General features: G+C 39.2%; 20 protein-coding genes. 14 read left to right on the top strand and 6 right to left on the bottom strand.

All coding sequences use genetic code 11. The annotated features are described in order from the left end of the window. Window positions 1–13 precede the first annotated feature (13 nt). Window positions 14–2419 carry a phenylalanine--tRNA ligase subunit beta gene (gene pheT, locus MKY07_RS13670; protein WP_339262686.1) on the top strand — a complete coding sequence of 802 codons (2406 nt, stop codon included), beginning with the start codon at window positions 14–16 and terminating at the stop codon, window positions 2417–2419. A 48-nt stretch (window positions 2420–2467) separates the two neighbouring features. Here pheT and MKY07_RS13665 read toward each other — a convergent pair whose 3' ends face one another. After that, window positions 2468–2944, bottom strand: a complete 477-nt coding sequence (locus MKY07_RS13665) for a nucleoside-diphosphate sugar epimerase (RefSeq protein ID WP_339262684.1) — start codon at window positions 2942–2944, stop codon at window positions 2468–2470. Between the two features lie 126 nt (window positions 2945–3070). On the opposite strand from MKY07_RS13665, the gene MKY07_RS13660 reads away from it, so the two are divergent. Further along, window positions 3071–3610 carry a hydrolase gene (locus tag MKY07_RS13660; RefSeq protein WP_339262682.1) on the top strand — a complete coding sequence of 180 codons (540 nt, stop codon included), beginning with the start codon at window positions 3071–3073 and terminating at the stop codon, window positions 3608–3610. Window positions 3611–3720: 110 nt separating this feature from the next. Here the strand turns inward: MKY07_RS13660 and MKY07_RS13655 are convergent, their stop codons facing one another. Both MKY07_RS13655 and MKY07_RS13650 read right to left on the bottom strand, forming a co-directional pair. Further along, complete coding sequence (locus MKY07_RS13655) at window positions 3721–4260, bottom strand: ECF transporter S component (protein WP_339262680.1); 540 nt, start codon at window positions 4258–4260, stop codon at window positions 3721–3723. Window positions 4261–4494: 234 nt separating this feature from the next. Beyond that, complete coding sequence (locus MKY07_RS13650) at window positions 4495–5889, bottom strand: amino acid permease (RefSeq protein WP_339262678.1); 1395 nt, start codon at window positions 5887–5889, stop codon at window positions 4495–4497. Window positions 5890–6221: 332 nt separating this feature from the next. Between MKY07_RS13650 and MKY07_RS13645 the strand changes: the two genes are divergently transcribed. The 4 genes from MKY07_RS13645 to MKY07_RS13630 all read left to right on the top strand — a co-directional run bounded on the left by MKY07_RS13645 (window position 6222) and on the right by MKY07_RS13630 (window position 10044). After that, window positions 6222–6878: a TrkA C-terminal domain-containing protein gene (locus tag MKY07_RS13645; protein ID WP_008405004.1), complete on the top strand. Its 657-nt coding sequence runs from the start codon at window positions 6222–6224 to the stop codon at window positions 6876–6878. A gap of 221 nt (window positions 6879–7099) precedes the next feature. Further along, entirely contained in the window at window positions 7100–8299 is a 1200-nt protein-coding gene (locus tag MKY07_RS13640) for a glycine betaine/L-proline ABC transporter ATP-binding protein (RefSeq protein WP_339262676.1), read from the top strand. Then, a complete protein-coding gene (locus tag MKY07_RS13635) occupies window positions 8292–9155 on the top strand; it encodes a proline/glycine betaine ABC transporter permease (protein WP_008405007.1) in 864 nt (287 codons plus the stop codon). Before MKY07_RS13640 ends, MKY07_RS13635 begins: the two co-directional genes overlap by 8 nt. Before the next feature lies 1 nt (window position 9156). Next, complete coding sequence (locus tag MKY07_RS13630) at window positions 9157–10044, top strand: glycine betaine ABC transporter substrate-binding protein (RefSeq protein ID WP_008405008.1); 888 nt, start codon at window positions 9157–9159, stop codon at window positions 10042–10044. Between the two features lie 128 nt (window positions 10045–10172). On the opposite strand, the gene MKY07_RS13625 is transcribed toward MKY07_RS13630, so the two are convergent. Next, window positions 10173–11363 (bottom strand): coenzyme F420-0:L-glutamate ligase, encoded by a 1191-nt coding sequence (locus tag MKY07_RS13625; protein WP_339262672.1) that lies wholly within the window; start codon window positions 11361–11363, stop codon window positions 10173–10175. Between the two features lie 153 nt (window positions 11364–11516). Between MKY07_RS13625 and MKY07_RS13620 the strand changes: the two genes are divergently transcribed. Together MKY07_RS13620 and MKY07_RS13615 are read left to right on the top strand one after the other, a co-directional pair. Then, complete coding sequence (locus MKY07_RS13620; RefSeq protein WP_008405012.1) at window positions 11517–12410, top strand: LysR family transcriptional regulator; 894 nt, start codon at window positions 11517–11519, stop codon at window positions 12408–12410. Window positions 12411–12432: 22 nt separating this feature from the next. Further along, entirely contained in the window at window positions 12433–13878 is a 1446-nt protein-coding gene (locus MKY07_RS13615; RefSeq protein ID WP_014823156.1) for a DEAD/DEAH box helicase, read from the top strand. A 71-nt stretch (window positions 13879–13949) separates the two neighbouring features. Here the strand turns inward: MKY07_RS13615 and MKY07_RS13610 are convergent, their stop codons facing one another. Beyond that, entirely contained in the window at window positions 13950–14843 is an 894-nt protein-coding gene (locus MKY07_RS13610) for a TetR/AcrR family transcriptional regulator (RefSeq protein WP_014823157.1), read from the bottom strand. A 230-nt stretch (window positions 14844–15073) separates the two neighbouring features. Here MKY07_RS13610 and MKY07_RS13605 point away from each other — a divergent pair, with 230 nt between their 5' ends. Together MKY07_RS13605 and MKY07_RS13600 are read left to right on the top strand one after the other, a co-directional pair. Next, window positions 15074–16597: a DHA2 family efflux MFS transporter permease subunit gene (locus MKY07_RS13605; RefSeq protein ID WP_008405015.1), complete on the top strand. Its 1524-nt coding sequence runs from the start codon at window positions 15074–15076 to the stop codon at window positions 16595–16597. Between the two features lie 101 nt (window positions 16598–16698). Then, window positions 16699–17070, top strand: a complete 372-nt coding sequence (locus MKY07_RS13600) for a VOC family protein (protein WP_008405016.1) — start codon at window positions 16699–16701, stop codon at window positions 17068–17070. A 47-nt stretch (window positions 17071–17117) separates the two neighbouring features. Here MKY07_RS13600 and rnhC read toward each other — a convergent pair whose 3' ends face one another. After that, entirely contained in the window at window positions 17118–18047 is a 930-nt protein-coding gene (gene rnhC / locus MKY07_RS13595) for a ribonuclease HIII (RefSeq protein WP_014823158.1), read from the bottom strand. Between the two features lie 265 nt (window positions 18048–18312). Between rnhC and zapA the strand changes: the two genes are divergently transcribed. From zapA to MKY07_RS13575, 4 genes are all read left to right on the top strand, one after another. After that, window positions 18313–18573: a cell division protein ZapA gene (zapA, locus tag MKY07_RS13590; RefSeq protein ID WP_008405018.1), complete on the top strand. Its 261-nt coding sequence runs from the start codon at window positions 18313–18315 to the stop codon at window positions 18571–18573. A gap of 5 nt (window positions 18574–18578) precedes the next feature. After that, complete coding sequence (locus MKY07_RS13585; RefSeq protein WP_008405019.1) at window positions 18579–19118, top strand: CvpA family protein; 540 nt, start codon at window positions 18579–18581, stop codon at window positions 19116–19118. A 217-nt stretch (window positions 19119–19335) separates the two neighbouring features. Beyond that, entirely contained in the window at window positions 19336–21045 is a 1710-nt protein-coding gene (polX, locus tag MKY07_RS13580) for a DNA polymerase/3'-5' exonuclease PolX (protein ID WP_179946253.1), read from the top strand. Window positions 21046–21312: 267 nt separating this feature from the next. Then, window positions 21313–23679 carry an endonuclease MutS2 gene (locus MKY07_RS13575; RefSeq protein WP_008405022.1) on the top strand — a complete coding sequence of 789 codons (2367 nt, stop codon included), beginning with the start codon at window positions 21313–21315 and terminating at the stop codon, window positions 23677–23679. The last annotated feature ends 36 nt before the right edge of the window (window positions 23680–23715 follow it).

The following is a 23715-nucleotide window of genomic DNA, read 5'->3' as shown; positions in this document are numbered from 1 at the left end:
GAGGACAATATAAATGTTAGTTTCATTAAAATGGTTAAGTCAATATGTAGACATTTCTTCATTGGAAGCAAATGTATTAGCAGAAAAAATTACGCGTGCAGGGATTGAAGTAGATGCAGTAATTGACCGTTCACAAGGTATGACAAATGTTGTTGTTGGTCATGTTGTGTCTAAAGAAAAACACCCGGAAGCTGATAAATTAAATGTATGCCAAGTTGATGTTGGGGAAGAAGAGCTTCAGCAAATCGTATGTGGTGCACCAAACGTCGATGCAGGTCAAAAAGTCATCGTAGCGCGTCCAGGAGCAAAATTACCAGGCGGCATTAAAATTAAAAAAGCGAAATTACGCGGCCAAGAATCAAACGGGATGATTTGTTCACTTCAAGAATTGGGCATTGAAGGCCGTCTTGTACCAAAAGCTTATGCTGAAGGGATTTATGTACTGCCAGCTGATACAACTCCAGGTGCCGATGCATTAGATGTTTTAGGCTTACGTGATACAGTACTTGAGCTTGGTTTAACACCGAACCGTTCGGATGCAATGAGCATGCTTGGCGTTGCTTATGAAGTGGCAGCGATTTTATCTCAAGATGTAAAATTACCGAAAATCGATTATACTGCTTCAGCGGAAAAAGCGGCAGATGTATTAAAATTAACGGTAGAAGATAAAGAAGCAAACCCAATGTACGCAGCGAAGGTTGTAAAAAACATTGAAGTAAAAGAATCTCCATTATGGTTGCAACATGCGCTTATGTCTGCAGGTGTACGTCCACATAATAATGTAGTCGATATTACAAACTACGTATTAATGGAATACGGTCAACCATTACATGCATTTGACTACGATAAATTAGCAACTGGTGAAATCGTAACGCGTATGGCTCGTGATGGCGAAGTGATGACGACGCTTGATGATCAGGAGCGTAAATTAGCAAGACACAATCTTGTCATTACAAATGGTCAAGAAGCAGAAGCGGTTGCAGGTGTCATGGGCGGTGCTAAATCAGAAGTGTCCAATTCTACTACGACAGTAGTAATCGAATCAGCTTACTTCAACCCGGCATCTGTGCGTCGTACTTCAAAAGAAATCGGCTTACGTTCGGATTCTTCTGCACGTTTTGAAAAAGGTGTAGATCCGAACCGTGTCCTTCCTGCAGCAGAACGTGCAGCACAATTACTTGCTGAATTAGCAGGAGGAGAAGTATTGGAAGGTACAGTGCTAGTAGATGAGCTTGATAAAACGCCAGCTCGTGTTGTAGTATCACCTGACTTTATTAACGGCCGTTTAGGCATGAAAATTTCTTTAGAGGATATGCTTTCTATTTTAGAGCGTTTAAAATTTGATGTGGAAGCGGCAAATGGTTTATTAATCATTGATGCGCCTACAAGACGTCAGGATATTAAAATTCCAGAAGATATCGTTGAAGAAATTGCACGTATGTATGGCTACGATGAGATCCCTGTAAGCCTACCAGCGAGTGAACAAGTTGGCCGGTTAACGCCATATCAAGCAGGACGCCGTATCGTACGCAATGTAATGGAAGGTGCCGGTCTTTATCAAGCGGTAACTTACTCATTAACTTCAGCAGCGCACGCTCAAAAGTTTGCATTAAAAGCTGAGGAGACAACAAAGTTATTAATGCCTATGTCTGAAGAACGCTCTACACTACGCCAAAGCTTAATTCCCCACTTAGTAGAGGCAGCAAGTTATAACGTAGCTCGTCAAGCGGAAACAGTAGCATTATACGAAATCGGATCAGTTTTCCTTGGACAAACAGCTGAGGAACTTCCATTTGAAGAAGAACACTTAGCGCTTGTATTAACAGGTAAATGGATTGATAATACTTGGCAGGGCGAGAAGAAAAATGTTGATTTCTTCGTTGCAAAAGGTATTGTTGAAGCGGTATTTGCTAAATTAGGCTTAACATCTCGCGTAAGCTATGTAAAAGCGCAAGTAGACGGCTTACATCCTGGCCGTACAGCTGATGTATTATTAGATGGCGAAAAAGTGGGTGTCATTGCCCAGCTTCATCCGCAAGAACAAAAAGCATTTGATGTAAAAGAAACATATGTAGCCGAACTGAACTTAAATGCCATTTTAAGTGCAACACAAGAAGAGCTTGTTTATTCTATGATTCCGCGCTTCCCGGCTATGAGTCGTGATATCGCATTAGAATTGGATGTAGCAGCTCCAGCCGGTGAAATTGTGAGCATTATTAAAGGTGCCGGAACTTCTTTACTGAAAGAAGTAAAAGTATTTGATGTTTATGCAGGGGAGAAAATGACGGCTGGTAAAAAATCAGTAGCCTTCTCATTAACATACTTCGACCCAGAGCGTACATTAACAGACGAAGAAGTAGTCGCAGCACATAATAAAGTATTAAAAGCATTGGCAGCAGCTGGTGCAGAAGTACGCTAATTTAACGATAATAAAACCCGAATGGTTTAATGACCATTCGGGTTTTTGTTATTGCGGAGATTGTTTGGCAGATTTGAACATTCCGTTAGCAGCTCCGATTAAAGCACTTACTGTATGGACAATTCCAAACGTATAAAAATTAAGAAAAACGTGATTCGTATACTCATTTAATAGGGTGAAACGGTAGATTGTGGAACCAGGTGTCTTCGTATCACCGCCGAGGGATGCATACACATTATTTGAAAAATCAATGGCATAATAGATGAATGCCACTAACAGCGCAATTCCAAATACTAAATAAATCATACGCAGAAGCTGATCCTTTGCGTATCTGGCGCTTTCAGTAAAGAAGCGAAACGTAATAAATAAACTAAGTATAATAAATGGTGCAACAAGCGCTAAACCTAGAGCACCAAGATTTCCTCCATTTGCAACATCGTCCGGTTTTACCGTAAAAAAGTGCTGAATGATTAATACTCCAAATAAACTAATGCCCATACTTATGAGCCAACTAAGACGCAACATGTGAATCCTCCATTTCTCTTTTCACTATACAGTGTCATGCATTTCGTTTCAATGGAGGATCTACTATTCATTTAGTGGGAAAGTTCAGTATAATAGAGAAGAATGCAACTTAGGGGAGGTATATTCATGTTAAAAAAAGAAGAAGCCGTATTAGTACTGATTGATATTCAGGGGAAATTGGCGCAAGTTGTTGAGGAAAGCGCACTCGTTGTAAGTAATATTGCCACAATGGTACAAGGGGCAAAATTATTGGAATTACCTATTTTATGGCTTGAGCAATATCCAAAAGGGCTTGGTCCGACAGATGAGCGAGTTGCGGAGCATTTAACAGATGAAAAACCAATTGAAAAAATTACATTCAGTGCTTATGATACTGAGGAATTTGTACAAGCATTACAGCAAACAGGACGCAAGAAGATTTTATTGGCCGGAATTGAAGCCCATATTTGTGTGTATCAAACAGCAGCTCAATTACTGGAAAATGGTTATGAAGTCGAAGTGCTGGCAGACTGTGTGTCTTCACGCACAGCGAGTAATCGAGAGATAGGCATCCAGAAAATGATGCAGCTTGGTGCACGCGTAACTAGTGTGGAAATGGCATTATTCGAAATGCAGCAAGTAGCAAAAGGCGATGCATTTAAAGCAATTAGCAAATTAGTAAAATAAAAATAGGATTGGTTAGCGAAATTGGCCGCTAACCAATTTTTTTTATCCTCATTAACGGGGTCCCGTCTCTATGGGGGATGAGGAAACCCCCCACTAATTAAAGTTTCATTTTATTTAAAAAGGGGCAGTTTTTTCAAAGCGATACATACTGGTATTGCAATGATTAGTCCTACTGCATTTTGAACGAGATTTCCTGGAATTGATGCAAGTGGGATAATCCAGTTTCCATAGAGAACACGTTCACAAATATAATAACCTCCAAGCATAAATGGAACCGAGATAACGATAGCTGCTAAGTTATAAATAAAGCTTCCCCCATTTTTCCCATGCATTGTAGCAATTTTTCCTACAATATAGCCTTGCAGACCACGTGTAATGAATGTAAATGGTGCCCACAATGTCCATCCAGATAAAATATCGAACAGTGCCATACCGAATGCTCCGGACAACGCACCCTTTTTTGGACCAAATAAGATTGCGATAATAAAGAGCATGGCAGACCCTAAATGAACAAGCCCTCCATTTGCAGCAATCGGCAAACGGATATTAATAAAAAATGTTGCTACGAATACAAGTGAAATAAGAAGACTCGTAATAATTAAATCTTTTGTTTTTTCTGATGAAGTAGAAATTGAACGTGATGATTCCATAATAATTGACGCTCCCTTGCTTGAAATTATCTCTCATATTAGCAATTTGTTGGCATCAGTAAAAGGTTCAAAAACAAACAATTTAACCAGGTCAGAAGATTTGCACAAAATTATTTACGGATATGACGGGGACTGTCCCTCTGACAAACTGACAAATAAAAGCGCAGCAAATTATGAAAACAAATTTGCTGCGCTTTTTAAATAGAGCGGTTATAGTACCCATTCACATTGCCGTTATTTAGTATTAGAATTCATCGTAGAATGTTTTTTTCCATACGTGAAATATACAATTATACCGATAATAAACCAAATTCCGCAAGCGATCCATGTGTGCAAGGAAAGTTGCGTAATCAGAAAAATACAAAGAATAAATGATAAGATTGGTAACACAGGATAAAATGGTACTTTAAATCGATCTTGCGGTAAGTTTTTATTTTTACGTAAATATAAAATGCCGGCAGAAACGAAAATAAATGCGACCAATGTACCCATATTTACAAGTTCCGCCAACAAGTCCAATGGAACAAATCCTGCAAAAAACGAAATAATCAATGTAAACAGCCACGTATTTTTAGCAGGCATTTTGCGCTTTTCACTTAGGTGTGCCAGCATTTTAGGCATTAAGCCGTCACGGGCAAAGGCCATTAATAATCGCGTCCCGCCATACATCATGACTAATATAACGGTCATCATGCCAATGACAGCGCCAAGCGATATGATCCCCGCTGCCCATTCCTGGTCGATAACATGCATCGCGTACGATACAGGGTCAGTTACATTGAGGTCAGTATATGGAACAATCCCTGTCAGTACAAGTGAAACTACAATATACAATACTGTACAGACAAGCAGGGAACCGATAATTCCGATTGGCATATTCCGCTGTGGATTTTTTACTTCCGCCGCCGCAGAAGACACGGCATCAAAGCCTAAGTAAGCAAAAAATACGAGTGCAGCACCTGTGAATACACCGCTCATCCCAAATGGCAGGAAGGGTGTCCAGTTATCCGGCTTCACATAAAAGACGCCAACTACAATAAACAATAAAATAACGCCGAGTTTAATGGCAACCAATACTGCATTAAAACGAGTTGATTCTTTCATTCCTAATGAAAGTAAAGCACCAATCGCAAAGATAATTAAAATTGAAGGCAAGTTAATATAAGTACCGTTTTCAGGACTGAATGCCCCTGTCAAAGCTACCGGTAAATGGATATTTAAACCTTCCAGCAGCGATACGAAATATCCTGACCAGCCTGTTGCCACGGCAGCAGTTGCGAGGCCGTATTCCAATAGTAATGCCCAGCCGACCAGCCATGCAATGATTTCACCAAAGACAATATAGCTATATGAATAGGCACTTCCTGCAACGGGTACAGTAGAAGAAAACTCAGAATAACATAGCGCGGCTAATGCACAAACGACTGCAGCAATCGTAAAGGAGAAGACAATCCCCGGGCCTGCATGGAGAGCAGAGACCGTCCCAGGTAAAATGAAAATGCCTGTACCGACAATGGCGCCGACACCTAACATTATCAAATCGAAAGAACCCATTGTTTTAGGCAACTGCATATTTCCGCTTTTAAGTAAAAGGTCATTGATTGGTTTTTTTCTAAATATTTTTTTCATTGATACACCTATTTCTAATTTACAATAATCAAAATTTTATCATTATTTTTGTGGATAATAAACATGTTTATTGAGTTAAAGTGCTAAAGTATTGGCTTTGTCGAAAAAGGAAGAAATAACTCGAATAAAACAGTGAATAATGTTATTGTTAGTATTTAACAGAAAAAAATACCTACATTTAATAAAACTTATTTCTATAATTATTTTTAAAAAATTTGTTCAAAATTAGTGAACTATTTGTGGTTTTTATAAAAAGGTATATAATTTCGATATAGTATAAATATAGGAATTTTGCTTATGCATACTGAACACAGCACAAAGGAGTGCAATTAATGGAGAAGAAAATCCAAATTAAGCAGCCTAAATATCAAGTAATAGCAGAAGATATTGCCGCTAAAATTGTTGAAAAAAAATATGTTGTCGGGGAAAAGATTTATGCCCGTTCATCGCTGGCATCTCAATACAGTGTTTCATCGGAAACTGCTAGACGAGCAATTGCCGTTCTACAGGATTTAAATATAGTAGAAGCGACAAAGGGAAGCGGTGTTGTCATCGTTTCCTATGAAAATGCAGCTAAATACATTCAGCGGTTAACTGGTGTCAAATCAATAAGAGATTTACAAAAACAATTAACTGACAGTATTGAACGCCAAATTGATGAGTTGCATCATTTCCAGGATACATTAGGAGAAATGGTCAATCGGACAAGCAGATATCAATCGATTAACCCGTTTGTACCTTTTCAAATTGATATTACCGATAATTGCCCATTCCTATCAAAAAATGTTGGCGAAATTAATTTCTGGCAGGAAACAGGTGCTACAATAATTGGAATCAAAAAAGATCATGAGCTGATTGTTTCGCCTGGGCCATACGCAACATTGTCCGCGGGTGATACATTATTTTTTATCGGTAAAGAAGAATGCTATTCGAATGTAAAACACTTTTTACAGCTGGAAAGTAACAACTTTCAATCTGATTCGATATAGAGTGTCAAATTTTCAACAAAAACAAACTACTCCCTCATTGTATTTCGGGAGTAGTTTTTTCTGTTTAAGGGACTTTATTTCTAGTTGGATGTACATAAAAATCAATTCTCATTTGACAATAGTAACAACGTCTATTAATATAAAAGTTGTTGCTTTTAACAACCCGAGATAAATATAAAGTTGTTACTAGCATGAAATTAATTATTATTAGGAAGTGGATTATGGGGAAAATTAAAATTGACCGAGTCACTAAAGTATTTGGAAAAAATACATCACAGGCATTGAAGCTCGTGAAGCAAGAAAAATCCAAAGAACAGATTTTAAAAGAAACAAATGCTACTGTCGGTGTATATGAAGCAAGTTTGACAATTGAAGAAGGTGAGATTTTCGTAATTATGGGGCTTTCAGGAAGTGGGAAGTCTACATTGATCCGTTTACTCAATCGTCTCATTCAACCAACGAGTGGTGATATTTATATAGATGATCAAAATATTACAAAGCTCAATAAAAAGAGCCTGCAAGTTGTTCGCAGAGAAAAAATGAGCATGGTATTTCAAAACTTCGCATTATTCCCGCAACGTACCATTATACAAAATGCAGAGTATGGCCTGGAAATCAGAGGCGTTCCGAAAGAGGAAAGACGATTAAAAGCAGAAAAGGCTTTACAGAATGCAGGGTTACTCTCCTATAAAGACCAGTATCCAGATCAATTATCAGGCGGTATGCAGCAGCGTGTAGGGCTTGCACGTGCTTTGGCAAATGATACAGAAATCATATTAATGGATGAAGCTTTTTCTGCTCTTGATCCGCTCATTCGTAAAGAAATGCAAGATGAGCTATTGGAGTTACAAGCTAATTTACAGAAAACAATTGTCTTTATTACACATGATTTAAATGAAGCGCTTCGTATTGGTGATCGTATTGCTATTATGAAGGATGGAAAAATCATGCAGGTAGGAACAGGGGAAGAAATTTTGACAAACCCTGCAAATGAATATGTCCGCTCATTCCTGGAAGATGTGGACCGTTCAAAAGTATTGACAGCGGAAAATGCGATGATTCGTCCAATGACAATCCAAATTGATCATGAAGGGCCAAAAGTTGCGTTGCAGCGTATGAGAGAAGATAAAGTAAGTGTCTTGCTCGCAGTAGATAAAGCCCGAAAATATTTAGGCTATATTACTGCAAATGATGCACTGGAGCTAGCGCAATCCGGTGAAAAATCACTGCAATCAATTTTACGTAACGATATGCCGATTGTTGAACCATCTACAGTCATACAGGATATTTTATCGGTTATTTCCGATTCTCCGACACCATTAGCTGTTGTAGAAGAAGGGAAACTGCGCGGAGTACTAATTCGTGGAGTTGTTTTAGAGTCGTTAGCCTCTGAAAAAAACGGAGGTGTAGACAATGAGTAAACTATTAAATTTAGCGACGCCATTACCAGTGGCGGAAAATGTGGAAAAGCTGATGGATATTGTAACAGATACGTTTTCAGCGCAATTCCGTTTTATTCAAAATAACGGTGAAGATTTGATGGATTTTGTAACATCCACATTAACTGCTATTCCACCATACGTATTTATTTTAATCATTGCCGTGTTAGCGTTTTTCGCAACAGGCAAAAAATTCGGCTTAGCCATCTTTTCAATCATTGGTTTACTATTCATTTTAAACCAAGGTTTATGGGAACAGCTTATGAATACATTTACACTCGTCTTGTTTTCAAGTTTAATCGCGATTGTAATTGGTATACCACTTGGTATCCTCATGTCGAAATCAAAAGTAGTAGAAGAAATTTTGAAACCAATTTTAGACTTTATGCAAACAATGCCAGGGTTCGTATATTTAATCCCAGCCGTTGCATTTTTCGGGATTGGTGTCGTACCAGGTGTATTTGCTTCAGTTATCTTCGCATTACCACCAACTGTACGTTTTACAAATCTCGGTATCCGTCAAGTTCCGACTCATTTAATCGAAGCGGCGGACTCTTATGGTAGTACTTTCACTCAAAAATTAGTAAAAGTAGAATTGCCACTTTCAAAATCTACAATTATGGCCGGTATTAACCAAACGGTACTTTTATCATTATCGATGGTCGTTATTGCATCAATGATCGGTGCGCCAGGTTTAGGTCGTGAAGTATTATCGGCTCTACAACGAGCACAAATCGGTAATGGATTTGTTGCGGGGATAAGTCTAGTAATCTTCGCTATTATTGTAGACCGTTTAACACAAAGTTTAAATAAACAAAAATCAAATGGGGGAAAGTAAAATGAAAAAATTAAAATGGATGCCTGCAGCAACAGCAATGAGTGCAGCGCTATTATTAGCTGCGTGTGGAGATGACACAACAGAGAAAAAAGAAACGTCATCTAAAGAAGATCTAGGTTCAATCGAATTAGCCTATGTAGAATGGGATTCTGAAGTTGCATCTACGTATGTAGTGGCAGAAGTACTGGAAAGTGTCGGCTATAACGTTGATATTACACCATTGGACAATGCCATCATGTGGGAAGCTGTATCAAAAGGTGAAGCAGATGCGATGGTATCTGGCTGGTTACCTGCTACACATGCTTCACAGTATGAAAAATACGGAGCAGACGTAGAAGATTTAGGACCAAACTTGCAAGGTGCCAAAATCGGTTTAGTTGTACCAAGCTATATGGAAGCAACATCAATTGCTGATTTATCGACTGAAGCGGCATCGACAATTACAGGCATTGAAGCAGGTGCAGGTGTAGTTGCAGCTGCTGAAAGAGCACTTGAAACGTATCCAAACTTGGAATCATGGTCATTACAACCATCATCATCGGGTGCGATGACAGTTGCTTTAGAACAAGCGATTAAAAATGAGGAAGATATCGTTGTGACAGGCTGGAGCCCACACTGGAAATTTGCCAATTATGATTTAAAATATTTGGAAGATCCTGAAGGCGTATTCGGCGGAGAAGAAAGCATTCACACATTTGTGCGTCAAAACTTAGAAAAAGAGTCACCTGATGCTTTCAAGATTTTAGATGCCTTTGAATGGACAACAGAAGATATCGAAGAAGTTATGCTGAACATTTACTCAGGAACAAAACCTGAAGAAGCAGCACAACAATGGATTGAAGAAAATCAAGATGTTGTGAACAAGTGGACAGAGGGCATTGAAAAGTAATTTAAAAAAGTTTTAGCTTAAATCAAAAGCGGTGCAAATTTTGAAATCTAAAATTTGCACCGTTTTATTTTTTTATAGGAATTAAAAGACTCAATTTCCATTGGAGGGAAATTGAGTCTTTTTGTTTTTTACTTCGTATAGTTATCGAAATAACCTTGGATGTAGATCATTGGTGTTCCTTTATCGCCTGAACCTGAAGTTAAGTCAGATAATGAACCGATTAAATCTGTCAGCTTACGAGGTGTCGTACCTTGTGCGGCCATATTGCCAGTTAAATCTGCTTCTTTGTTGTTAATATAGTCTTTGATTGCTTCTTTAAGCTCTTCACCCTGCAAGTTAGCGAAATCGTTATCCGCTAAATATTTCAACTTGATCTCGTTTGGAGTACCGTCAAGACCTGGTGTGTAAGCAGGTGAGACAACAGGATCTGCAAGTTCCCAAATTTGGCCTACTGGATCTTTAAATGCACCATCACCGTAAATCATTACTTCTACAAGTTTCCCAGTAGCAGCCAATATTTTTGCTTGAATGTCATCAACAATCGGTTGACAGTTATCCGGGAATAATTTAATACCATCTTCTGTCGATTTGTTTGATCCAAGTAATCCATATTTAGAGTTACAGCCAGATCCGTTTACAGATTCAGCTAAAATATTGTCAAGACCAAAAACTTTTTCTGCACCAGCAGCATTTAGAATACGTTTTGTACGGAAGCGAGAGTGAATATCGCAAGTTAAAATGCTTTTCGTATAATCTAAAATCGTTTTTGCATTGTTCGAGAAGATAACTTCTACTTCCGCGCCTTGTTCAACGATTAATTCTTTATAATATTCGATGTAGTCCACACCTGTAAATGTATGTTTGTTAAAACCGAAATGACCACGGAATTCAGCTTCTGTCAGGACATCTGTCCATGGATTGATGCCTTTTTCATCTAGCTCATCCAATGATACTAAATGGTTGCCCACCTCATCTGATGGGTAGCTTAACATAAGAACGATTTTCTTCGTACCTGCTGCAATTCCTTTTAAAATGTTAGAGAAGCGGTTACGCGAAAGAATCGGGAAAATAACACCTACTGTATCATCTCCGAATTTGGCTTTTACATCTGATGCGATATCTGAAATTTTAGCGTAGTTTCCTTGTGCACGTGCAACAACAGATTCTGTTACAGTCACAATATCACGATTTTCAATTTCATAGCCTTCTGTCTTTGCAGCATTTAACGCTGTATCAACAACGATTTGAACAATATCGTCACCTTCATTAATAATTGGGCCACGAAGACCTCGTACAACCGTTCCTACTACACGTTCCAAAATAATCTCTCCTTCAATAGCTGTAAGTTATATTTTAATTGCTTTTGCTTACCTTTAAGCAAAACATAAGTAATCTCACAATGTTTACTATAACCTGTTCATGTGATATAAGTAAAATTAATAATTCTAATATCAGATATAAGTGAGGGTTATATGATAATAAAGTTAGAAGCATATCGCATATTCAATGAAGTAAGTCGCAGTAAAAGTTTTTCAAAGGCAGCGAATGCTTTATACATGACACAGCCGGCCGTTAGCCAGTCTATTTCTAAGCTTGAAAAAGAACTTGATACTATTTTATTTAATAGAACACCAAAAGGGGTAACCTTAACAGAAGAAGGTGAATTGTTACACGAATACGTTAATTCTGCTCTTGGTATTTTAGACGCGGGTGAAGAAAAAATGGCCGAATTTAAAAATCTGCGTACAGGCGTTTTACGTATAGGTGTAGGGGACACGATTTCAAGATACTTTTTACTGCCTTATTTAGAGTCATTTCATATTAGATATCCTGGCATTAAACTAAAGGTTTTAAACGGTACAACGAATGAAATATTGGCTTTTATCAAATCAGGGGAAGCAGACTTGGGCATATGCAACTTACCGATTCAAGATCCCCAGCTTCAAGTTAGCCCCTGTAAGGAAATTCATGATATATTTGTGTGCGGACAAAAATATAAAAACTTATCAAAAAAGCCAATTCGCCTCGATATGCTCATGAAGCTGCCATTAATTTTTTTGGAGAGAAAGGCAAACTCTCGTAATTATGTGGAAAACTATCTAAAAGAACAAGGCTATACGATTTCACCTGAATTCGAATTAGGCTCACATGATTTAGTATTGGAATTTGCAAAAATCAATTTAGGTGTCGCAAGTGTAACAAAGGAGTTTGCGACCGATTACTTGGATAAAGGGCTTTTATATGAAATTGAGCTCCAACAGCCAATTCCTAAGCGCAGTTTAGGAATTGTCCATTTAAAAAATGTTTCACTCTCGAAGGCAACAAGGAAATTTATCGCTATTGTTGATCCGGGAATCATTCATTAATAGAAGAAAATGAGGAATAAATATGACAACTAATTTTAACGAATTTCCATTATCACCAGAATTGCAAAATGCACTTAAAGATTTGGATTACAGTACCCCAACTGAAGTTCAGCAAAAAGTATTGCCCCACGCATTAAAAGAACAGGATTTAATTGTGAAAGCACAAACAGGAAGCGGAAAAACTGCAGCATTCGCAATTCCCATTTGCGAAAACATTGAATGGATCGAAAACAAGCCACAAGCGCTCGTATTGACCCCGACACGTGAATTGGCTGTTCAAGTAAAAGAGGAGTTTACCAATATTGGGCGTTATAAACGTATTAAAGCTACTGCACTTTACGGAAAGCAGCCGTTCCGTTATCAACAGGACGAATTAAAGCAAAAAACACATATTGCAGTTGGTACGCCAGGACGTGTGCTGGACCATATCGAAAAGGGAACATTGAAGCTCGATAAAATTCGCTATGTTGTTCTTGATGAAGCAGACGAAATGCTCAACATGGGCTTTATCGAGCAAGTTGAAGCGATATTGGCACATGTAGAACATCGTGAAGTAATGATGCTGTTTTCTGCGACAGTACCAGAATCGATAAAAAAACTGGCTTCCAATTACTTAAATGATCCGGTTGATATCGAAGTACAATCTGAAGAGGCTGCGCCAAAAATTGAACATGCCGTTATTGAAGTGCAGGATGAGGAAAAAACAGCTGCTGTCGAAAAAATTGCAGTTGTGGAAAATCCGGATACGTGCATTATTTTCTGTCGTACAAAAGATCGGGTCGATGCATTGCATGATTATTTGTATGACCGAGAGTACAGTGTCGATAAGCTGCACGGCGGCATGGACCAGTCAACACGCTTACTTGTCATGAACGACTACAAGCGCGGAGATTTCCGTTATTTAGTGGCAACAGATGTTGCGGCACGCGGCATTGATATCGAGAATATTTCGTTAGTGATTAACTATGATTTACCGATGGAAAAAGAAGCGTATGTACATCGTACCGGTCGAACAGGACGTGCCGGCAAGGAAGGAAAAGCTGTTACGTTTGTAACACCATTTGAACATGATTTTCTTGCGGGGATTGAAGAACTGATCGGCTTTACGATTACGAAGGTGGATTTGCCGACACACGAGGAAGTTGAGGCAAAGGCCGAAGCGTTTGACAAAAAGATGCAGAGCCGACCACAAAAGAAAAAACAAAAGAATGCCAAAGTTGATGCAAACATTACGAAGCTTTATTTTAATGGCGGTAAGAAGAAAAAGCTGCGTGCTGTTGATTTTGTCGGAACAATTGCAAAGATTCCGGGGATGACCGCCGCTGATATCGGCATTATTACGATACTGGATACATCTACATTCGTAGAAATTCTAAATGGAAAAGGAAATCTCGTGTTAAAAGCGATGAAAACAACGCCTATTAAGGGCAAGCAATTAAAAGTGCACATCTCGACGAGCAATAACTAATAAAAAGTCGTATTGAACAGATGACGTTCAATACGACTTTTTTTATTGGTGAGGATCATCAGACACTAATATTAGTTCTGGTCCCCGTTTTTAATGAAGTACCATAATAAATTTGCAAGCTCGACATTTTCACCGGCATGCGGTGTGTTTACAAAAGCTTCCCGGAAAGGCTTAAGCATAGCTTCGATAACAGCAAGACGCAACTCGTTACGCTGCAGTTCATCCAGAATACTTTCAGTGAATTGAGTCCCCACCCTATTGTCGGTATCGAGTTTTAACTGGTCAAGGAATCCTTGAACCTTTTCGATTAAATCGTTCTTTGTAATCGACTGGTAAATTTTTTTCTCTTCGACTAGTTGAAGGGCATCCTGTGTAATGAGGATGTCGCCATTTTCCAACATAATAGGATAAATTGCTTTAACGTTACGTAATGCAATTTGCAAAATTTTCTTCTGGTCAATCATTTCACTGTAGAAGATACGGTGGGAATAGGTTAAATGGTGAACCATCGCAAAATATAAAATGGCAAGCTCTAGAGAATAGGGGCGAACTTCCTCGCCAAAAATATCTGTGAAACGATTGGATACCCACTCAATTTCTAATAGGCGATAGCGTTCCAATAAATGACGGAGCTCCTTGTCATTCGATTGAAAGATATTTTCGAACAAGGATACTAAGTTTTGCTTTTTATTGATTTGCATAAGAACGAGAATTTGTTCCAATAATAAGTTTTCATCGGTTATATCTTGATTTAGCAGCATTTCATGGCGTAATAAGCTCGCTTCGTATCGGGTCTGTTCCATAATCGATTTAAAACATTCCACTTTAGATGAGAAATAATTATAAAATGTCCCTTTTGAAATAAGCGCTTTGTCTAAAATGTCTTGTATTGATGTTTCATGAAAGCCTTTTTCGATAAAAAGCTGCAATGCACTATCAAGCACCTGTCTTTTTCGTTGATTCATGAACTTCCTCCATATCAATTAAAACGATTTACTGTGCATATAACGTAATAAAAGTGAATTTTTTTGTACTATATACTCTGAATTGTACTCTCATTCTACTGTTTAAAGCGTGGATTCGCAATGTTTTTAGACTTCGAGTATAAAATTGTTGAATTTATTGGACTCCGAGTATAAAATAGTTCGAGTACAGAAATAGGAAGATTGAAAGATTAAAGAAGGGAAATAAAAATATGGAACAGACAAAAGATGTAAAAACATTTCAAAAACCCCCGTATTTAATGATTGCCGTATTATTTGTCGGGGCGTTTGTAGCATTTTTAAATAATACATTATTAAACGTAGCTTTACCGTCTATTATGACTGCTTTTGATATTAAAGATTATTCAACAGTACAATGGTTAGCGACAGGCTATATGCTTGTAAGCGGGGTATTGGTTCCTACTTCGGCGTATTTAATTACGAAGTTCAGAACAAGACCTTTATTCATTTTATCGATGGCGATTTTCGTTATTGGTACAGCATTGGCCTCATTTGCGCCTAGCTTCAGTTTTTTATTGGCAGGTCGTATGATTCAAGCTGCTGGGGCAGCAACGATGGCACCGATTTTAATGAACGTAATGCTGATCAGCTTCCCGGTTGAAAAACGCGGGCAGGCAATGGGGATGTTCGGTTTAGTTATGGTATTGGCACCAGCAATTGGACCAACACTATCAGGGTGGATTGTGGAACATTACGACTGGAGCGTTCTGTTTAAAATGATTCTTCCAATTGCCGTTTTATCACTTTTACTGGCAGTTTGGAAACTGGAAGATGTCCTTCCAAACCGTGATGCTAAAATAGATATACTTTCTATTGTATTGTCTACAATCGGTTTTGGCGGATTATTATACGGCTTCAGTACAGCTAGTTCAGCTGGCTGGTCAGCAGTAGAAGTATGGGGAACGATTACCGTAGGGGCAATTGGCTTAGCCTGGTTTATCATTCGTCAATTCCGCTTGGAACAACCTTTACTGGATTTACGTATTTACACATATCCTTCTTACGCACTCGCATCTGTCGTATCGATGGTATTATCTGTAGCGATGTTCTCAGGGATGATTTTAACGCCTGCCTATGTACAGAGTGTTCGAGGAATCGAACCATTTGAAGCAGGATTAATGATGTTGCCAGGTGCAATTGTAATGGGGATTATGTCGCCGATTACAGGGAAATTATTCGACCGATTCGGACCACGTATTTTAGCGGTTGTCGGGTTAACGATTACAACATTAGCAACAATCGGATTAGGATATTTGGAAGTTGATTCAACTTATTTATTTATTATTTCAGTTTATACAATCCGTATGTTAGGTATTTCGATGGTCATGATGCCGATTATGACAAACGGATTAAATGCATTGCCAAACCGTTTAAATCCGCATGGTACGGCGATGAACAATACAGCTCAGCAAGTAGCAGGGGCAATTGGTACAGCTGTTTTAGTAACAGTTTTCAACTCACACACAAAAACACGTGCAGCTGAAATTGCAGCGGATATGCAAGCGAATGCTTCATCTGCAGTACAGCCGACTGCTGAGCAAATTGCACAAGCCCAAGCACAGGTAATGCAACAGGCAATGCTTGACGGGATTACGTACAGTTTCTTCGTAGCAGCAGCAGTTACAGTCGTAGCTTTAATTTTAGCGCTATTTATTAAGCGTGTAGACATAACGAAACGTGAAGACTTTACGGGAGCAGTACAAGAAAAAAAATAAAATAGTGAAACGGCAGGAGTTTTTGCTCCTGCCGTTTTTTTATTTGTTATACTTGGGTAAAATACTTGGTAAAGTAATTTGTATAAAAAGGAGTTCGAAAAATGATTGAACAATTAGGGCAAGTCATGTTGTATGTAGAAGACCAGGAGCAGTCAAAGAAGTTTTGGACTGAAAAATTAGGATTTACTGTAGTTTCTGACATCGATAACGGCATGCGAATTATTACGATTGCACCAAAAGATGAAGCACAGACAAGCATTGTATTGCATGATAAAAAGAAGATAGAAGAAATGTCGCCAGAATTGAGTTTGTCTACGCCTTCTCTAATGTTTTATGCCCAAAATTTAGAGGAACTGTATGAAGATTTTAAATCAAAAGGAATTACAGTCGGGGAATTCATGAAGATGCCTTTCGGGAAAGTGTTCAACTTTGCTGATGATGAGGAAAATTACTTTGCAATAATGGAAAAATAGCGAAAAAGGAGCTATTGCCAATTATGGCGACAGCTCCTTTTCCTTATTTACCTTCTTTTTTGCAGAAGTTTGCGTGCTTTTTCAGTGTTGGCAAAATGCCATTTTGTCATGGAACGTAGTGTCTCTTCGCCATGCTTTAACCAGATTTTTGCGGCCATTTCATCGACTTTACCGCTTGCTCCTTTTTGAAGAGGGTACCCTGTCACTTTTGCCAGACGATCCATTTCTTTAAGAAATGCATAGCGTGCCAAAATCGAAGCAGTAGCAACAGCTACATGGAGATTTTCGGCTTTTGTCGAGAACAGGACGTTTTGGCGGACAATTTCTTTTTCATTTTTTATATGATTATAGTAAATTCCACGCTCTGCAAATTGGTCGATTAAAATATATTGCGGTGTTTCCGGTGCTATTTTTGTCAATACATGCTTTAAAGCCTGATTGTGCAGCAGCGCTTTTATTTTTCCCTGCGAGTAACCACGTGCCTGGATTTCATTGTATTTATCATTGCGAAGCGTCAATATACTGTAAGCGCAAACCTTCATTAAGTCCGGAGCGATTTGACGCATATAATCATCAGTTAATTGTTTAGAATCCTTCACGCCAAGTTCTTGGACCAGCGATATTTTATCTGCTGGAACATAGACAGCCGCTACAGTTACAGGGCCAAAGTAATCGCCTGTTCCAGTCTCGTCTGAGCCCAAAACGGATAAGGATGCAAAATTTTCAGGGAGTGTATCACCTTTAGTGGATGCAATTTTAGGAGCTTGAGCACTTGCTTGACCCCAACGTGCGGCTTCACGTTCTGCACCAGCCCCTTGAAACATTACTTTTCCTGATTTATAGGCAGTAATGGCCGTATCGGCAAGTTTTACCGCAAAAATTACGCCTGGAGCCTTCCGTTCAATAAGGGCGTCTTTATAGAAATGTTGAATAGATTGCTGTTGGTCAGCACTGCATAGTAAAACGATATTTGTCATAATCGATCCTTTCAAAAACAATGTATTACTATGTAGTATAGCTTTTACAATAGAAAAGGGAAACTTTCATATTGTATGATTCTTTCACAGGAACATTCGGGACATGGTGTTGCGATAGTGAATTTGGAAATGGTATGATGTACAATAGGAAAATGGCATCGTTATATAATAGAACCAATCAGTTTTGCATTCAATCATTTATTGGGCAAAGAATCGAAAATAGTATTTTCGTTACTGTTCACTTATTTTTTCTGGAGGGATTATTTTGGCTGAGCAAGAAAAGAATCGCATTTCCGTAGAAATATATGGCAATACATATAAAATGGTAGGAACAGAATCATCGGTCCATATGCGTCTTGTTGCTTCATTAGTGGACGACAAAATGCGGGAAATCAGTGCCCATAATCCATCTTTAGATACAGCGAAGCTAGCTGTATTAACAGCCGTTAATTCTGTGCACGACTATCTATTATTAAAAGAGCAATTTGAAAAACTAGAAATACAATTGAAACATTTGAAGGGTTGACATACATGTTGGATTTAATTATTCTCGTAGTCTTTATCATTAGTCTTATAGTTGGAGCGAAACGAGGGTTCGTTGTTCAGCTTATTAATATCGGAAGTTTTATTATTGCCCTCATTGTAGCGATTATTTATTATAAGCCGCTTGCAGAAAAATTTGTATTATGGATTCCGTATCCTGGATTTACAGAAGGTTCAACAGTGACGCTCGTTCTGGATTCACTTGATGTTGACCGTACATTTTATCGCGTCTTTGCGTTTGCCATTATTTTCTTCGCTGTAAAGATTGCCCTCCAAATTGTCGGGTCGATGTTTGATTTTTTAACGTATTTACCTGTATTAAGTTCGCTAAACTATGTATTGGGTGCAGTTCTTGGATTTATCGAAATGTATCTTGTACTCTTTATCGGGCTGTATGTTGTGGCGTTACTGCCGGTGGAAATGATTCAAACATTCATCGACAATTCCATTTTGGCAGGACTCATACTTGAGCATACACCGATTATTACGAGCATGTTCCAAAACTGGTGGTATATTCAAAAAAATTAACTAATTCTCAGCGGGTGTCCCAAATTCGTAAAAGGAGTTTCTAAAGAACCAGCCAACCTAAAAAGCGTGGCATTGAGCGAAAACGGCTGATTTATCCTCACAACAGGACCTTAGCCGGAACGGGACCCCATAATGCCGAGGCGTAATTGATTTGAAAATCATGCGAATGCTTCTCTCGATTTTCGGGAGGAGCTTTTTTAAAGGAGAGACAATGATGATGAACAAAAAAATTATTATTCGTACATTGGAAAAAATCGCGTTATATATGGAGCTGCAGGCAGAAAATCCATTTAAAGTATCCGCCTTTCGAAAAGCGGCAGCGGCTCTCGAAGCAGATGAGCGGAGTCTAAGCGAAATCGATGATATTACAGCAATTAAAGGTATCGGTAAAGGAACAGCAGCGGTTATTACGGAACTGATGGAAATCGGGGAATCAACTGTATTGAAAGAGCTTGAGGCAATCGTACCGAAAGGGCTTGTTCCGTTGATGAAACTACCGGGGTTAGGTGGTAAAAAGCTTGCCAAATTGTATCAGGAATTGAACATAGTAGATGCGGCTACATTAAAAGCAGCTTGTGAGGCAGGTCAAGTAAGGGGGCTTGCAGGGTTTGCGGCAAAAACAGAGGAAAAAATTTTAAAAGAGCTTGAAACATTTGGTTCCCGCGCGGAACGTTTACCTATTTGGCAGCTCGAGCCTGTAGTATTGGAGATTAACGAGCTTTTGGCAAGTTTACCTGAAGTGGAGCTGTTTTCGGTTGCAGGGAGCTTCCGACGCGTTGCGGAAACGAGTAAAGATGTTGATTTCATCATAGCAACAAAGGAATATGAAGTTGTACGTGAAGCGATTTTAACGCGACTCGCAATATTAGAAACCGTTGCAGCAGGGGCTACAAAAGTTTCTGTCATATTGGACCGTGAAGAACCGGTAAGTGTGGATTTCCGTTTAGTGACTCGGGAAGAATTTGCAACAGCACTTCATCATTTCACTGGATCGAAGGACCATAATGTACGCATGCGTCAGCTTGCTAAATCTATGGGGAAGAAAATCAGTGAATATGGTGTCGAGCAAGAAGACGGTACTGTCGTAACATTTGAGTCGGAAGAAGCGTTTTTTGCGCATTTCAACTTACCATTTATTCCACCGACTGTGCGTGAAAGCGGTAAAGAGCTGGATCGTTTGGACGAGCTAAGTGAGTTAGTAAAGCTGGAAGATATAGTAGCGGATCTTCATATGCATACAACTTGGTCTGATGGAGCGCATTCAGTCAGCGAGATGGGGCAAGCTTTAATGGATAACGGGTATTCGCATGCGGTCATTACTGATCACTCGCAATATTTAAAAGTAGCGAATGGACTAACACCTGAACGACTTGAACAGCAAAAGCTCGATATTTATGCATTTAACGAAGCAAATCCAAATTTCCGACTATATAGAGGGACAGAAATGGATATCCTTCCTGATGGTACTTTAGACTTTGGAGACGATGTTTTAAAAGAACTGGATTTTGTTATTGCATCCATTCATTCAAGCTTTACACAATCGCAGGACAAAATTATGGCGCGCTTAAAAACAGCGGTTGAAAATCCGTATGTCCATATGATTGCTCATCCGACAGGTCGTATTGTCGGACAGCGCGGAGGCTATGATCCGGATGTGCCGTTATTGATTGAGTGGGCAGCAGCACACGGGAAAATATTGGAACTAAATGCAAATCCGTACCGCCTGGACTTAAGCATCGAATATTTAACACTGGCAATGGAGAAAAATGTACCAATTGCCATTAATACAGACGCGCATGCAATTGACCAGCTGCGCTTCATGGACATCGGGGTCAAATATGCACAAAAAGCATGGCTGAAAAAAGACCTGATCGTCAACACATGGTCAAAAGATAAATTCGAAGCATTTATTTCAAAAAATAAATGATTAAAGAATAGGGAAATTGATTATGAAACGAGTTGATTGGAATAGAGGGGAGAGCGACTCCTGATTTAAGAGTTAGCACTTCTTATAAATCAAGTCGTTGCTTCTGCGGTGATCGCAATAAAATGCCCCAATCCTCGGCGCATAGTAACAAAGACAAGCAGGTTTAACTTTGTTTCTTGATCGTCGGAAAGCGTCCGACCTGGAATGGAAATCAACTCCATAGTACAGTTTGACTAAAAATAAAGAAAAGTAATAGGAGGTGTTCTCATGATCGAACAACGAGCATTGAAAACACTAGAATTTCATAAAGTACGTGAACAAGTAGCGGCATTTTGTACAAACTCGATCGGGAAACAAGCAATCGAAGAGCTCGTACCGGAAACAGATTACGATACAGTTGTCGAACTACTGGAGGAAATGGACGAAGGACTCGCCATTTTGCGTGTAAAAGGCAATGTGCCGATGGGTGGCATTTTCGATGTACGTCCACATGCGCGACGCTCGCAAATTGGCGGTATGCTTAGCCCGATGGAATTAATGGAAATCGCGAGCACAATACGAGCAAGTCGAATATTACGAAATTTCATTGAAGATATTGAATCGGAAAATACAATTGAAATCCCGCATTTTATCGAACGGAAAGAACAAATGCCTGTCTTGACAGCACTGCAGCACGAAATTAATGATTGTATTGATGATAATGGTACGGTTCTTGATTCAGCGAGCCCTGCACTACGCTCAATTCGCCAGTCATTGCGTTCAGAAGAATCCAAAGTCCGTCAAAAGCTGGAAAGTCTGACACGTGGTTCAAATGCAACGAAAATGCTGTCTGACGCGATTATTACAATTCGTAATGACCGCTTCGTAATCCCGGTAAAACAAGAATATCGTTCACATTACGGCGGAATTGTCCACGATCAGTCCGCTTCAGGTCAAACATTGTTTATCGAGCCTGATGCAGTGATTCAATCGAACAATGAAGTACAGCGTCTGAAAGTGAAAGAAAAGGCTGAAATTGAGCGTATTTTATCCGAGCTTACTTTAAAGGTACAGGAAGTCGGACACGAAATATTTGTTCTTGTACAACTACTTGGAGAAATGGATGTCATTTTAGCAAAAGGAAAGTACGGACAAGCAAATAAATGCACAATGCCAAAAATGAATAAAGAAGGCTATACACGACTAGTCCGTGCACGACACCCGTTATTGCCGATTGAAGATGCAGTTGCCAATACGATTGAATTTGGACGAGATGTCACAGCAATTGTCATTACAGGACCAAATACAGGCGGTAAAACAGTGACATTGAAAACAGTGGGACTGTGTACAATCATGGCACAGTGCGGCTTGCCTGTTCCGGCACTCGATGGTTCAGAATTGGCAGTGTTTGAGCAAATTTTTGCTGATATTGGTGATGAACAGTCGATTGAACAGTCATTATCAACTTTCTCTTCTCATATGGTGAATATAGTAGACATTTTAAGCAAATTTAATGAAAAATCGTTAATATTATTTGATGAGCTTGGCGCAGGTACCGATCCGCAAGAAGGTGCGGCACTCGCAATTGCTATTTTGGATGAAACAGTTGATCGCGGTGCACGTGTTATGGCGACTTCACACTATCCGGAGTTGAAGGCATACGGCTATAACCGTCCATCTGTTGTCAACGCGAGTGTAGAGTTCGATATTGAAACACTTAGCCCTACTTATCGATTACTGATCGGGGTGCCAGGTCGCTCGAATGCATTTGAAATTTCCAAACGTCTTGGATTAAGTTCAAATGTAATCGACCATGCAAAATCCTTTACAGGTACTGACCGTCATGAAGTTGAGTCAATGATTGCTTCACTAGAAGAAAGCCGATTACGATCTGAACGTGAAGCGGACGAAGCTCATCTTTTACTGGAAGATGCACAAAAAATCCGGGCAGAGCTGGAAGAACGTCTTCGTATTTATGATGAGAAAAAGGAAAACCTGGAGAAAAAAGCGAAAGATAAGGCTCGTAAAATTGTTGATGACGCGAAGAAAGAAGCGGAAACGATTATTGCAGAGTTGCGGAAAATGAAAGAAAATGCCGCGTTATCGGTGAAAGAGCACGAGTTAATCGATGTGAAGAAGCGTTTAGATAATGCAGCACCGATTGATAATAATAAAGTGCTTCAAAAGGCTGTCGCTGCCCGTGAGCGTAAGCAAAACCTCCAAGTGGGCGATGAAGTAAAAGTATTAAGCTACGGTCAAAAAGGAACACTCTTGCAAAAAGCAGGAAATGAGTGGGTTGTTCAAATCGGTATTTTAAAAATGAAACTGCCCGAATCTGATTTAGAGTATGTGAAACCAGAAAAAGAGCAGGCTACTCGTCCGATGATGAATGTGAAAAATCGCAACAGTGTCGTGAAACTGGAACTTGATTTACGTGGGGAACGATATGAAGAAGCACTTATTCGAACAGAAAAGTATTTAGATGATGCGTTATTAGCGAACTATCCGCGTGTATCGATTATTCACGGTAAAGGGACCGGGGCTTTACGCCAGGGAATTCAAAACTTCCTGAAAAACCATAAGCGGGTCAAATCATACCGTTATGGTGAAGCGGGCGAAGGCGGATTCGGTGTTACAGTCGTAGAACTAAAATAGTTGTTGCTCCTTTTAAATGATGCGCTAATATTAAAC

Origin of the sequence: Solibacillus sp. FSL W7-1472 (assembly GCF_037969775.1) — a bacterium.
Classification (GTDB): Bacteria; Bacillota; Bacilli; order Bacillales_A; family Planococcaceae; genus Solibacillus; species Solibacillus silvestris.
Note: the sequence above shows the minus strand (reverse complement) of the source record. Positions and strands in the feature narration are given on the sequence as shown.